This is a genomic window from Salibaculum halophilum (genome assembly GCF_002094885.1).
Taxonomy (GTDB): Bacteria; Pseudomonadota; Alphaproteobacteria; order Rhodobacterales; family Rhodobacteraceae; genus Salibaculum; species Salibaculum halophilum.
This window is the reverse complement of sequence record NZ_MSIT01000004.1, coordinates 1-11,330: the sequence shown is the minus strand read 5'-3', so window position 1 is coordinate 11,330 and position 11,330 is coordinate 1. Positions and strand designations below refer to the sequence as shown.

At 70.1% G+C, this 11,330-nt stretch carries 15 protein-coding genes; 10 read left to right on the top strand and 5 right to left on the bottom strand.

The window, feature by feature from the left end; genetic code table 11:
* The first annotated feature begins 114 nt into the window (after positions 1-114).
* Positions 115-2,106, top strand: coding sequence for a phage terminase large subunit family protein (locus BU124_RS04395; protein WP_084861248.1), 1,992 nt, complete (start codon positions 115-117; stop codon positions 2,104-2,106).
* 5 nt (positions 2,107-2,111) lie between these two features.
* On the opposite strand, the gene BU124_RS04390 is transcribed toward BU124_RS04395, so the two are convergent.
* Positions 2,112-2,687 (bottom strand): hypothetical protein, encoded by a 576-nt coding sequence (locus BU124_RS04390; RefSeq protein ID WP_218775095.1) that lies wholly within the window; start codon positions 2,685-2,687, stop codon positions 2,112-2,114.
* Here BU124_RS04390 and BU124_RS04385 point away from each other — a divergent pair.
* Genes BU124_RS04385 through BU124_RS04355 form a run of 7 tightly spaced genes read left to right on the top strand, consistent with a single transcriptional unit; the run spans position 2,686 to position 7,765 of the window.
* Positions 2,686-2,901, top strand: coding sequence for a phage head-tail joining protein (locus tag BU124_RS04385; protein ID WP_084861246.1), 216 nt, complete (start codon positions 2,686-2,688; stop codon positions 2,899-2,901). The two genes, BU124_RS04390 and BU124_RS04385, sit on opposite strands and share 2 nt — an antisense overlap.
* Before the next feature lie 3 nt (positions 2,902-2,904).
* Positions 2,905-4,413, top strand: coding sequence for a phage portal protein (locus BU124_RS04380; RefSeq protein WP_143529883.1), 1,509 nt, complete (start codon positions 2,905-2,907; stop codon positions 4,411-4,413).
* A gap of 4 nt (positions 4,414-4,417) precedes the next feature.
* Positions 4,418-5,392 (top strand): head maturation protease, ClpP-related, encoded by a 975-nt coding sequence (locus BU124_RS04375; RefSeq protein WP_084861245.1) that lies wholly within the window; start codon positions 4,418-4,420, stop codon positions 5,390-5,392.
* 4 nt (positions 5,393-5,396) lie between these two features.
* Positions 5,397-5,762, top strand: coding sequence for a head decoration protein (locus tag BU124_RS04370; protein WP_084861244.1), 366 nt, complete (start codon positions 5,397-5,399; stop codon positions 5,760-5,762).
* 40 nt (positions 5,763-5,802) lie between these two features.
* Positions 5,803-6,816 (top strand): major capsid protein, encoded by a 1,014-nt coding sequence (locus tag BU124_RS04365; RefSeq protein ID WP_084861243.1) that lies wholly within the window; start codon positions 5,803-5,805, stop codon positions 6,814-6,816.
* Entirely contained in the window at positions 6,816-7,127 is a 312-nt protein-coding gene (locus BU124_RS04360; protein ID WP_084861242.1) for a head-tail joining protein, read from the top strand. The genes BU124_RS04365 and BU124_RS04360 overlap by 1 nt, the downstream gene beginning before the upstream one ends.
* A 5-nt stretch (positions 7,128-7,132) precedes the next feature.
* A complete protein-coding gene (locus tag BU124_RS04355; protein WP_084861241.1) occupies positions 7,133-7,765 on the top strand; it encodes a DUF6441 family protein in 633 nt (210 codons plus the stop codon).
* A gap of 50 nt (positions 7,766-7,815) precedes the next feature.
* Here BU124_RS04355 and merA read toward each other — a convergent pair whose 3' ends face one another.
* Genes merA through BU124_RS04335 form a run of 4 tightly spaced genes read right to left on the bottom strand, consistent with a single transcriptional unit; the run spans position 7,816 to position 10,196 of the window.
* On the bottom strand, positions 7,816-9,240 hold the full coding sequence (merA, locus tag BU124_RS04350) for a mercury(II) reductase (RefSeq protein WP_245831605.1): 1,425 nt from the start codon (positions 9,238-9,240) through the stop codon (positions 7,816-7,818).
* Positions 9,241-9,244: 4 nt separating this feature from the next.
* Positions 9,245-9,478 carry a mercury resistance system transport protein MerF gene (gene merF, locus BU124_RS04345; protein ID WP_143529882.1) on the bottom strand — a complete coding sequence of 78 codons (234 nt, stop codon included), beginning with the start codon at positions 9,476-9,478 and terminating at the stop codon, positions 9,245-9,247.
* Between the two features lie 4 nt (positions 9,479-9,482).
* Positions 9,483-9,788 carry a heavy-metal-associated domain-containing protein gene (locus tag BU124_RS04340; protein WP_084861238.1) on the bottom strand — a complete coding sequence of 102 codons (306 nt, stop codon included), beginning with the start codon at positions 9,786-9,788 and terminating at the stop codon, positions 9,483-9,485.
* Positions 9,789-9,806: 18 nt separating this feature from the next.
* Positions 9,807-10,196: a mercuric transporter MerT family protein gene (locus BU124_RS04335; RefSeq protein ID WP_084861237.1), complete on the bottom strand. Its 390-nt coding sequence runs from the start codon at positions 10,194-10,196 to the stop codon at positions 9,807-9,809.
* 76 nt (positions 10,197-10,272) lie between these two features.
* Between BU124_RS04335 and BU124_RS04330 the strand changes: the two genes are divergently transcribed.
* Together BU124_RS04330 and BU124_RS04325 are read left to right on the top strand one after the other, a co-directional pair.
* Entirely contained in the window at positions 10,273-10,698 is a 426-nt protein-coding gene (locus tag BU124_RS04330; RefSeq protein WP_084861236.1) for a MerR family transcriptional regulator, read from the top strand.
* Positions 10,695-11,111, top strand: a complete 417-nt coding sequence (locus tag BU124_RS04325; RefSeq protein WP_084861235.1) for an acyl-CoA transferase — start codon at positions 10,695-10,697, stop codon at positions 11,109-11,111. Before BU124_RS04330 ends, BU124_RS04325 begins: the two co-directional genes overlap by 4 nt.
* Positions 11,112-11,330 lie beyond the last annotated feature (219 nt).

Sequence of the window (11,330 nt, the reverse complement as noted above, 5' to 3'; positions counted from 1 at the left end):
GCCTCGCGCGGCAGGAGCGCGATGTCTGGGTCAACTGGCCCGCCCGGGTGGCCGCGCTGATGGCGGCCGATCTGGGCGTCGAGCCCGCCGCGATGCAGAAGGCTCTGGAGAAGCATGTCCGATCCCAGCTCGACGACCTCGCCGAGATCCAGCCGGACTTCCGCTGAGGACGCGGAGGCGCTGGCCTTCGACGGGGCCAGGGATGTCCTGCGGGCGTGGCTCTCCGGGCTGCGGCCGGACCCGGACCTGACGGTGTCGGAATGGGCCGACCGGCACCGCAAGCTGTCGTCCCGCGCCTCGGCCGAGCCGGGGCAGTATCGCACGCTGCGCACGCCCTACATGCGGGAGATCATGGACCGGCTCTCCCCCGGCGATCCGACCCAGCGGGTGGTGTTCATGAAGGCCGCGCAGGTGGGTGCGACGGAGGCGGGCAACAACTGGATCGGCTTCGCCATCCACCAGGCGCCGGGGCCGATGCTGGCGGTCCAGCCGACGGTGGAACTGGCCAAGCGCAACTCGCGCCAGCGGATCGACCCGCTGATCGAGGAGAGCCCGGAGCTGCGGGAGCGGATCAAGCCGGCCCGCTCGCGCGACGCGGGCAACACGATGCTGTCGAAGGAGTTTGCGGGCGGCATCCTGATCATGACGGGGGCGAACTCGGCGGTCGGGCTCAGGTCCACGCCTGCGCGGTACATCTTCCTCGACGAGGTCGATGCCTATCCGGCCTCGGCCGACGAGGAAGGCGATCCGGTCACGCTAGCCGAGGCGCGGTCGCTCACCTTCGCCCACCGGCGCAAGGTGTTCCTGGTCTCGACGCCGACGATCCGGGGGCTGAGCCGCATCGAGCGGGAGTTCGAGGCGTCCGACCAGCGCCGGTTCTTCGTGCCGTGCCCGCATTGCGGCGCGATGCAGTGGCTGAAGTTCGAGCGCCTGCGCTGGCAGAAGGGCCGCCCGGAGACGGCGGAGTATCTCTGCGAGGGCTGTGACGCAGGCCTAGCCGAACACCACAAGACGGCGATGCTGGAAGCCGGCGAATGGCGCGCGACGGCCGTGCCGGCGGATCCCGGCACCGTCGGCTATCACCTCTCGGCGCTCTATTCGCCGGTGGGCTGGCTGGGCTGGGACCGGATCGCTCGCGCCTGGGAGGCGGCCCGAGGCTCCGACGAGGCGAGCAAGGCATTCCGCAACACGATCCTCGGCGAGACCTGGGTCGAGACCGGCGAGGCGCCGGACTGGCAGCGACTGGCGGATCGCCGCGAGGCGTGGTCCTCGGGCACGGTGCCAGCGGGCGGCCTGTTCCTGACCGCCGGCGCCGACGTGCAGAAGGACCGGATCGAGGTCGACGTCTGGGCCTGGGGCCGCGGGCTGGAAAGCTGGCTCGTCGATCATGTCGTGATCGACGGCGGCCCCGGCGATCCCGCCTGCTGGCAGCAGCTGACCGACCTGCTGGGGCGCACGTGGCCCCATGCCTCCGGCGAGCATCTGGCGATCGCGCGGCTCGCGATCGATACGGGGTTCGAGACCAGCGCGGTCTACGGCTGGGCGCGGCAGGTCGGCTTCGCGCAGGTGGCACCCGTGAAGGGTCTCGACGGCTTCAACCGCGCCAGCCCGGTCACGGGCCCGACTTATGTCGATGCGACCGTCGCGGGCAAGCGCCTGCGGCGCGGCGCGCGGCTGTGGTCCGTGGCGACATCGACCTTCAAGGCCGAGACCTACCGCTTTCTGCGGCAGGATCGGCCGACCGCGGAAGAGGTCACGGCCGGTGCACCGTTTCCACCGGGAACGGTGCATCTGCCGTCCTGGGCGGACAGCGAGTGGCTCAAACAGCTGACCGCGGAGCAGCTGGTGACGGTCAAGGGCAAGCGCGGCTTCGCCAAGCTCGAATGGCAGAAGCTGCGCGAGCGCAACGAGGCGCTGGACTGCCGGGTCTATGCACGGGCGGCGGCGTGGATTGCCGGCGCGGATCGCTGGTCCGAAGCGCGCTGGCAGGACCTGGAGCGGCAGCTGGCGGTGGAGACGCCCGCGGCGGACGGCGAGGCACCGGCGAGGCCCGCGCCCCGTCCGGTGCCTCGGCGGCGGACGCGGCGGTCGAGCTACATGGGGTAGCCGGGTTAAAGTCCCTCGACGGCGCGCAGCCGCTCGGTCGCATCGATGACGCCGGTCACGTCCCAGATTGCATCGCGCAACAGGAACTTGTGGCTGTTCGTGTGCGCGATGAACTTCGAATGGTCGCGCACGACCCGGGCCGGGATCAGGGCGGCCCGCAGGATCCTGAATTCGTCTTCGAAGAGGACGGCCGCCAGGATGTCGAACCCGTCCGGATCGCGGATCGCGGACAGTTGCCGTGAACCGTTGCGCCGGTGAATGCGGCGTCCCTTGATCTGATACCGGGTCCCGTCTGCGCCCGTGGCGTCGAAAGCCTTGGCGGAGTTGTTCTCCTGGTCCCAGCCGAATGCGGCGCAGAACAGGTATTCGGCAAGATCGCCGGTGGGATTGTTCGCGGAGCGAAGAACGTTCCTCGCCCGCAGCTCCTCCATCGTCGCGGCGTGAAGAGAGAGGAGTTCGGCGATCGATCTGCTGGCGAGCGAGTCCATGCCGTCCTTATGACCGAGCCGGGCCACGACCGCCACCGGCGCGAAGTTTGCGCGGCGTAACTTCGCTCGCATCAGCAGCGTGAGGTGATCCATGCCCGCCGTGACGGAACTCCGCAACCGCCGCGACGCGCTCTCGGCGCAGCGGTCCTCGGGCGTGGCGCGGGTCAGCTATGACGGCAAGACCGTCGAATATCGCAGCGTGGCGGAGATCGACCGCGCCATCGAGGCGCTGGATCGTGAGATCGCGGCAGCCGAGGGCCGGCGGATCGTGCGGCAGCTGCGCGTGACGACGACGAAGGGTCTCTGAAGAATGCGCCTGTTCGACCGGTTTCGCCGCCAGCCCGGTGGCGGCCCCGCCGGCGTGCGCGCCCGTCTCGAGGGTGCGATGTCCCGGCGTCGGCTGCGCGGCTGGAACCCGCCGCTGGAGAACGTCAACGCGCTGGTCGCCTCGGGCGGGCCGAAGCTGCTGGCCCGCGCCCGCGAACTGGTGGTCACCAATGGTTATGCCGCCAACGCCTGCGAGGCCTTCGCCGCCAATCTCGTCGGCGACGGCATCAAGCCCTCGTCGCTGATCGGGGACGCCGACCTCCGCGACCGGGTCCAGCGGCTCTGGCTCGCCTGGACCGACGAGGCCGATGCCGACGGGCTGACGGATTTCTACGGTCTGCAGGCCATGGTCGCCCGCGAGATGTTCGTCGCCGGCGAGTGCTTCGTGCGGATGCGCCCGCGCCGGGCCGAGGACGGGCTGCTGGTCCCGCTGCAGCTGCAGCTGCTCCAGTCCGAGATGCTGCCGTTCGAGAAGACCGAGACCGCGGCGAACGGCCACCGCATCCGCTGCGGGATCGAGTTCGATGCGATCGGCCGGCGGGTGGCCTATCACTTCCGCCGCACCCATCCCGGCGACAGCACGGACCGGCGCGTGGCGGTGCCCGAGACGGTGCGCGTGCCGGCCGAGGACGTGCTGCACATCTACCGCCCGCTGGACGCGGGTCAGATCCGGGGTCTGCCGCATGTGGCGCCCGCCATGGTCCGGTTGTTCCTGCTCGACCAGTACGATGACGCCGAGCTCGACCGGAAAAAGACCGCCGCGATGTTCGCCGGGTTCATCACCAAGACCGCACCGGAAGAGCCGATGATGGGTACAGAGGAGCCCGACCCCGATGGCGCGGCCATCGCCAGCCTGGAGCCCGGCACCCTGCAGGTGCTGCTGCCGGGCGAGGACGTGAAGTTCTCCAGCCCCGCCGATGTCGGGAGCAGCTACGAGGCGTTCCAGTACCGGACGCTGCTCGGCGTCTCGGCCTCGCTGGGGCTGCCCTATCACCTGGTGACCGGCGACGTGCGCCAGGCCAACTATTCGAGCCTGCGCGCGGAGCTCGTCGAGTTCCGCCGGCGGGTGCAGCAACTGCAGCACGGGGTGATCGCGCATCAGCTCTGCCGCCCCGTCTGGGCGCGCTGGCTGGAGACCGCGCGGTTGGCCGGCCGGCTGGACCTCGCCGACCCGGCCGCGGCACGCGCGGTCCAGTGGATCCCGCCGCGCTGGGACTGGGTCGATCCGCTCAAGGACATCCAGGCGCAGGTGCTGGCGATGGAGGCCGGCATCACCTCGCGGCGCAAGGTGGTCGAGGCCACCGGCTACGACGTCGAGGAAGTGGACCGCGAGAACGCGACGGACACGGCGCGCGCTTCGGGGCTGGGCCTGCGCTACCGCACCAGCCCGGGCGAGACGCAGGGCGCCCGGGCGACGCCGGCGACGCGGCCCGATCCGGGCGCCGGGGCGGACAACGGCAGTGGCAGTGACGGCGCCACCGAACAGGAGTGACATCATGAAGAGCTGGTACACGATCCGCGCTCGCGACGGCGGCGCGGAAGTGCTGATCTATGACGAGATCGGCGCCTATGGCGTCTCGGCCAAGGGGTTCCTCGCCGAACTCGGCGCGCTGCCGGATGACGCGCCCATCGACCTGCGCATCAACAGCCCGGGCGGCTCGGTCTTCGATGCCGTGGCCATCCACAACGCGCTGAGCCGCCACGCCGGTACGGTCACCGTCTGGATCGACGGCATCGCGGCCTCGGCAGCGTCCTACGTGGCGATGGCGGGCGACGCGATTGTCATGCCCGAGAACGCCTTCCTGATGATCCACGACCCGTCGGGCCTCGTCATGGGCACGGCCGCGGACATGCGCGACATGGCCGGAACGCTGGACAAGATCGCGGCCAGCATGCTGCGCGGCTACGCGGCCCGCTCCGGCAAGACCGAGGACGAAATCGCGGCGCTGATGGCGGCGGAGACATGGTTCGATGCCGCCGAGGCGCTGGAGGCCGGGCTTGCCACGCAGCTGGCCGAGCCCGTGCGCATCGCCGCCAGCTTCGACATCGCCCGCTTCCGGAACGCGCCGCCCGAGCTGGTGGAAGCGGTCGAGACCGCCGATCCGGACATCGCGGAGACAGGGCCGGACATCGTTGATGACGCCAACGATGTCGCGGCGCCGCCCGAGGCGCACGATCCGGACGGCACGGCGGCAGATGCCAGCGCAGGCCCGGATCCCGCGTCCATCCGCGCCGAGGCCATCGACCACGCGAGGGCCGTCGTCGATCTCTGCCGGCTTGCGGGCCAGCCGCAGATGGCCGGGCGGTTCCTCGAGGAGGACGCCAGCTTGGATGCCGTGCGCGCCGCGCTGCTGGACGCGCGTGCCGAGGCTCAGCCCGAGATCACGCCCCATCACCCGCAACCCGGGCGCAGCGCCACGACCCGCCCCTGGGGCGACGTCATCGCCCGCACCTTCAAATTGAAAGGATGATGCCATGACCACGCTGACAGAGGGCACCCATCCCGGCGGCTTCCTCGTCTGGGAAGCCCATCGGGACTACACCCGCGAGACGATCACCGTGGCGAGCGGCACGCTCGCCCCCGGCACCGTGCTAGGCCAGATCACCGCCTCGGGCAAATACGCCGCGCACGATCCCAATGCCACCGACGGCACCGAGACCGCGGTCGCCGTGCTCTGGGGCAAGGCCGATGCGTCGAGTGGCGACGCCCCGGCCGTCGCCGTCGTCCGCGGCCCCGCCATCGTCAACCGCTTTGATCTCGTCTTCGCCGGCACGCCGAGCGATCCCGAGATCGCCGCGGCCCATGCCGCGCTCCTCGCCGCGGGCATCCTCGTCCGCTGACGGCACACCCCCACACCATCCCTGACCCGGAGGCATCAACATGGCGACCATGGACATCTTCGAAGGCGATGCCTTCACCATCGTCGAGCTCACGCGCGCGCTCGAGAACATCCCCTACAAGCCCGCCATCCTGTCGGGCGCCAACCTCTTCGGCGCCCGCGGCGTGCGCAGCCGCACGGTGATGATCGAGAGCCGCGATGGCACGCTCTCGCTGATCCCGTTCTCCGAGCGGGGCTCGGCCTACGAGTCCCAGATCCCCGAACGCCGCGAGATGCGCGCCTTCGTCTGCCGGCAGTTCAAGAAGCAGGACGTGCTCTGGGCCTCCGAGATCCAGTCCATCCGCGACTTCGGCTCCGAGACCGCGGTGCAGCAGGTCCAGGCCGAGGTCGCGCGCAAGCTGGGGCGCCTGCGCAATGACGCCGAGGCCACCTTCGAGTTCCACCTCTTCAACGGCATCCAGGGCGTGGTGAAAGACCCGAAAGACGGCGCGACGGTCATCGACTATCACGCCGAGTTCGGCATCACGCCAGCGGCGGAGGTGGACTTCGATCTGGACAACACGAGCCCCGCGTCGGGCGCGCTGCGCAAGCGCTGCCAGGCGCTGATCGAGAGCGTCGAGGACAGCCTTGGCGGGCTCGCCGCCGGCCAGGTGCAGATCCGCGCCGAATGCGGCTCGGCCTTCTTCGCCGATCTGGTCGCCCACAAGGAGGTCCGGGAGACCTACCTGAACACCGCCGCGGCGGCCGATCTGCGCGGGCGCGTGGGCGAGGAGGTCAGCTTCGGCGGTATCACCTTCCGGCGCTACCGCGGGGGCCTAGGCTTCGGCGTGCCCACCGACAAGGCCTACTTCTACCCCGAGGGCGTCGAGGGTCTGTTCGAGATCTACTACGCCCCCGCCGACACCTTCGAGACGGTCAACACCGTGGGCCTGCCGCTCTATGCGCGCATGATCCCCGACCGGGACCGCGACGAATGGGTGCGGCTGGAGATCGAGAGCAACCCGCTGCCGATCTGCACCCGCCCGCAGGTGCTGCGCAGCGCGCGGCGGACCTGATGACCGCCGTGGCCATGGCGCTCGACGCCATCTTCGCGGATGACAACATCGCCCGCGAGGCCGTGTACACGCCCGAGGGTGGTGCCCCAGTCCTCGTCCGGGCCGTGGCGCGACGCGCGGACGAGACCACCGGCTTCGGCGACGCGCGCATCTGGTCGGAGACCACGCGTGTAGACATGCGCGTGGCCGAGGTTGCGCCCCCGCGTCCCGGCGACCGCATCGAGATCGACGGCGAAGCGTTCCTCATCCAGGGCGAGCCCGTGCGCGACCGCGAGCGGCTCGTCTGGACCGTGGATTTGCGCCCGGCCTGACCGTCATGAAGCTGAAGCTCGACGTCACGCCGGACCTCGCCGCGCTCATGGCGGCGGAGTTCAAGGCGGGCGAGCGCGCGGTAACAACGGCGATGCGCGAGGCCGGCGGGCAGCTCAAGACCGACTGGCGCCGCCAGATCACCGGCGCGGGGCTGGGCCAGCGGCTCGCCAAGAGCATCCGCGCGGAGACATGGCCCAAGGGCACCACCAGCATCGGCGCGGCTTCGCTGGTCTGGTCGAAGGCGCCCGCCATCGTCGGCGCCCACGACACCGGCCCGCTGATCCGCTCGAAAACCGGCTTCTGGCTCGCGATCCCGACGCCCGCCGCCGGACGGGGCCTTCGCGGCGGCAAGATCATTCCAGGCGAGTGGGAACGTCGCCGGGGCCTGCGCCTGCGCTTCGTCTACCGCCGCCGTGGCCCGAGCCTGCTCGTCGCCGACCGGGCCCGCATCAACAAACGCGGACAGGCGGTGGCCTCCCGCGCGAAGACCGGCCGCAACCAGGTCACCGCGCCGATCTTCCTGCTCGTCCCGCAGGTCAAGCTGCCGAAGCGGCTCGATCTCGACCGTGATGCCGAACGGGCGCACGACAGCGTCCCGGGGCTGATCGTGGCGAACTGGGTGGACGGGCGGCTGTGATGACGTTGGTACGCCAACCGCCGCGGCCGGTCCCAGCCTGCTGGCTCGGATCACCCCGCGCAGCACGACAGCTTCGCGACATCCTTGTCGAAGGTCTGTGCGGCGAGCTTGAGGCCCTCGACCGTGGTGAGGTAGGGGAAGATCGTCTCGCCCAAAGCCTTTGTCGTCATGCCAAACTTCAGCGCCATGGCAAGGGTCTGCACGCTGTCGGCCCCCTCCGGCGCCATGATCACGCCGCCCAGCAGGCGGTCGGTCGCCCGGTCCGCGACGAGCTTGATCAGGCCGCGCGTGTCGCGGGCGGCGAGCGCGCGGGGCACGTTGTCGAGGGTCAGCACACTGGTCTTGACGTCATGACCCGCGGCGCGCGCTTGGCGTTCGGTCAGCCCGACCCCGGCCACCTGCGGATCGGTGAATACCACCCACGGCATCGCAGCGTTTTCGTAGCGCTCCGCCCCGCCAAGCGCGGCATTGCGCGCCGCGAGCTTGGCTCCATAGGCGGCCATGTAGACGAACTGGTCGCGGTCGGTCACGTCACCCGCGGCAAAGATGCCGGGCTTCGTGGTCTGCATGTCATCGCCAACCCGGATCGCACCGCGTGCGTCGGTCTCGACGCCCATCTCCGCGAGGTCCAGCCCCTCGGTGTTGGGCGCGCGTCCCGTCGTCAGGACGAGGCCGTCGGCCGTCAGTTCGCGCTCCGCGCCATTCACCGTCACGGTCAGCATCGCACGGTCCCCGTCACGCCGCGCAGCGTGATAGGTTGCGCCGTCAAGAACCGTGACCCCCTCGGCGCGCAAGACCTGGGTGAGCGCTTGCGCCACCTCCGGCTCGGTGCGCGGCAACAGGCGCGAGCGGCAGGCGATGGTGACGCGGGTGCCCATGCGCGCCATCATCTGCGCCAACTCCACGCCGATATAGCCGCCGCCGAGGAAGATCAGGCTTTCGGGCAACCGGTTCAGCTCCAGCAGCGACGTGCTGTCGAGCGCCGGGGCGTCCTGGATGCCGCGGATGTCGGGCACGGCGGGTCGGCCGCCCGTGGCAACGATCACCTTGGGAGCCGTGATCTTGCGACCGCCGACCTCGACCCCGCCGGGGACGAGCCGCGCCGGACCCTCGTCGAGATAGGTCACACCGTCGTAGCCCGGCAGCAGGTCGGCGTACTTCTTCTGGCGCAGCGTCGCGACCAGATCGTCCTTGGCGGCGACGAGCGCCGCCCAGTCAGATACCTGCGCCTCGCCGTGAAGGCCCGGGAACCGGGACGCCGCCTGCGCACCGTGCAGGGCTTCTGCGGCCCGGATCATCGTCTTGGACGGCACGCAGCCCACGTTCACGCAGGTCCCGCCGATGGTTCCATGGCCGATCAACGCGACGCGCTTGCCTCCCTCGGCGGCGGTGATCGCGGCCGAGAACCCGGCCGATCCGGCGCCGATCACGGCAAGGTCGAAATCGCCCTTGGGCGCGCAGCAATCGTCTTTCATCAAGTCATCCATCCGTTCGAGTTGTCTGGCGCCGCTGCCGTCTCCAGACCGCGTACACGGTCAGCCCGACAAAAAAGGCGAGCGCGGGCAGCAGCACATAGTCGAGCCAGCCCAGCCAGGCCGACAGGCCCACGGCGCCCAGAAGCACCACGAGCATCGGCGTGAAGCAGCACAGCGCCGCGATGACGGTGCCGACGATCCCTGTCGCGATCAGCTTGCGGTCGGTCTGCTCGGTCATCCCGTCAGCCCGAGACGCGCGCCGGGTAACCTGCATTGGCCGAGGCGGTCGCTATGGCGTCGGCGCTGGTCGCGGCAGTGTCGAAGACGACCGTGGCGGTGCGCGCCTCGAAGTCGATCTCGACGGCGCGCACGCCCTCGACGCCCTCCATCGCGCGCTTCACCGTCACCGGGCAGAGCGCGCAGGTCATGTTGTCGACCGCGAAGGTGACGGTCTGCTCGGCGGCGACGGCCTGCGCGGCAGCAGGGATGGCGGTGATCGGCGCAACGGCGGTCAGGCCGAACAGAACAAGGGCAAGGATCTTCTTCATGAGGGTGTCCTTTCGGGATCAGTAGAGAAGCGGGGCCCACCAGTCGATGGTGAGGGCTGCGACAACGACGATCAGCGAGGCCCAGAGTGCCGTCTTGGTGATGCGCGCCGAAGATGGACGCGCGCAGTAGGAACCCGGTTCGCAGACGGTCTGCTTGCGGAAATAGACCTGCCAGAAACCCGCCGCGATGAAGCCAAGCGCGATCACGGCGAAGATCGGCTTGTAGGGCTCCAGCGCCGTGAGGTTGCCGATCCAGGCCCCCGAGATACCGAGGGCCAGCAGCACCAGTGGCCCGATGCAGCAGGCCGAGGCGAGAAAGGCGCCCAGCACACCGCCTGCGGCAAGCCAGCCCTTTCTGGCGGGGCGATCCGCGCCCGTGCTGTCCGTTCGGTCGTCCGTCAGCGCCATGTCGCGCACCTCTCGTCTATGATTGAGGAGAGGTGTAGGGTCTGTAGCAACTACAGGCTCAACAGGAAACTTGCCCATGACCGATCACGAGCGCGAGAGCGGCTTCACACGCGGCGACCTGGCCCGGGCGACCGGCTGCAACATCGAGACGATCCGCTATTACGAGAAGACCGGACTGTTGCCCGACCCGCCCCGGACCGACGCCGGCTACCGCATCTACTCCGCCGCGCACGCCACGCGCCTGCGCTTCATCCTGCGCTCCCGCGAACTCGGGTTCTCGATGGAGGACATCCGCGGACTGATGGGGCTCGAAGACGGCGCCGCGCCGACCTGCGCCGAGGTCAAGGAGCGGACGGAGCGCCACCTCGCCGATGTCCGCGCGAGGATTGCGGATCTTCGGCGTATCGAATCCGTCCTCGCTGAAACCGCATCCAGGTGTTCGGGCGCCGAAGTCCCCGACTGTCCGGTGCTCGACGCGATTTCCAACCCGGCCGACCCATGACACCACGCGAAACCATTCTCGCCGCGCTGCACGCGCGGCTTTCGGCGCTGCCCGCCACGGCGCTGCGCGGTGAGGCGCTGCCCGAGCGTGTGCCGGCCGATGGCCTGCTGATCCTGCGGGACGGTGAGCCTGGGGAGCCGGAGGTCACGCTGTCGCCACTCGCCTACCACTACCAGCACCGCGCGGAGATCGAGGCGGTCGTGCAGGGCGCCGACCGTGACGATGCCTTCGACACGCTGACCGCCAACATTGGCGTGGCGCTCGCTGTCGACCGCACGCTGGGCGGGCTGTGCGACTGGGTGGAGGCCGAGGCGCCGCGCCCTGTGGACCTGCCGGTCGAGGGCGCGGCCAGCCTGAAGGCGGCCACCATCGCGGTGGTGCTGCACTATACGGCGGACGACCCGCTGAGCTGAGCGCGGCGGAGACCACATCCGGACGACCTCCGGCGCCCGACCAATGACCCACCGGCCCGCGGACCCGCTCCGCGGGCCGCTTCTTTTTGCGACAGGAGAGCATCATGGCACGATCCCTTGGGGCGCGGGCGCGGCTGGCGCTCGGCTTCGAGACCGTCTACGGCACGCCGCCCGCCAGCGGATTCATCCGCATGCCGTTCGCGCCGGGGCTGACCGTCG

What these genes read in the sequence shown, in the direction of transcription:
- BU124_RS04325 (WP_084861235.1), top strand. Translation starts at nt 10,695, where the DNA reads ATGACACCACGCGAAACCATTCTCGCCGCGCTGCACGCGCGGCTTTCG.
- BU124_RS04370 (WP_084861244.1), top strand. Translation starts at nt 5,397, where the DNA reads ATGACCACGCTGACAGAGGGCACCCATCCCGGCGGCTTCCTCGTCTGG.
- BU124_RS04375 (WP_084861245.1), top strand. Translation starts at nt 4,418, where the DNA reads ATGAAGAGCTGGTACACGATCCGCGCTCGCGACGGCGGCGCGGAAGTG.
- BU124_RS04395 (WP_084861248.1), top strand. Translation starts at nt 115, where the DNA reads ATGTCCGATCCCAGCTCGACGACCTCGCCGAGATCCAGCCGGACTTCC.
- merF (WP_143529882.1), bottom strand. Translation starts at nt 9,478, where the DNA reads ATGACCGAGCAGACCGACCGCAAGCTGATCGCGACAGGGATCGTCGGC.
- BU124_RS04330 (WP_084861236.1), top strand. Translation starts at nt 10,273, where the DNA reads ATGACCGATCACGAGCGCGAGAGCGGCTTCACACGCGGCGACCTGGCC.
- BU124_RS04360 (WP_084861242.1), top strand. Translation starts at nt 6,816, where the DNA reads ATGACCGCCGTGGCCATGGCGCTCGACGCCATCTTCGCGGATGACAAC.
- BU124_RS04390 (WP_218775095.1), bottom strand. Translation starts at nt 2,687, where the DNA reads ATGGATCACCTCACGCTGCTGATGCGAGCGAAGTTACGCCGCGCAAAC.
- BU124_RS04335 (WP_084861237.1), bottom strand. Translation starts at nt 10,196, where the DNA reads ATGGCGCTGACGGACGACCGAACGGACAGCACGGGCGCGGATCGCCCC.
- merA (WP_245831605.1), bottom strand. Translation starts at nt 9,240, where the DNA reads ATGAAAGACGATTGCTGCGCGCCCAAGGGCGATTTCGACCTTGCCGTG.
- BU124_RS04355 (WP_084861241.1), top strand. Translation starts at nt 7,133, where the DNA reads ATGAAGCTGAAGCTCGACGTCACGCCGGACCTCGCCGCGCTCATGGCG.
- BU124_RS04340 (WP_084861238.1), bottom strand. Translation starts at nt 9,788, where the DNA reads ATGAAGAAGATCCTTGCCCTTGTTCTGTTCGGCCTGACCGCCGTTGCG.
- BU124_RS04380 (WP_143529883.1), top strand. Translation starts at nt 2,905, where the DNA reads ATGCGCCTGTTCGACCGGTTTCGCCGCCAGCCCGGTGGCGGCCCCGCC.
- BU124_RS04385 (WP_084861246.1), top strand. Translation starts at nt 2,686, where the DNA reads ATGCCCGCCGTGACGGAACTCCGCAACCGCCGCGACGCGCTCTCGGCG.
- BU124_RS04365 (WP_084861243.1), top strand. Translation starts at nt 5,803, where the DNA reads ATGGCGACCATGGACATCTTCGAAGGCGATGCCTTCACCATCGTCGAG.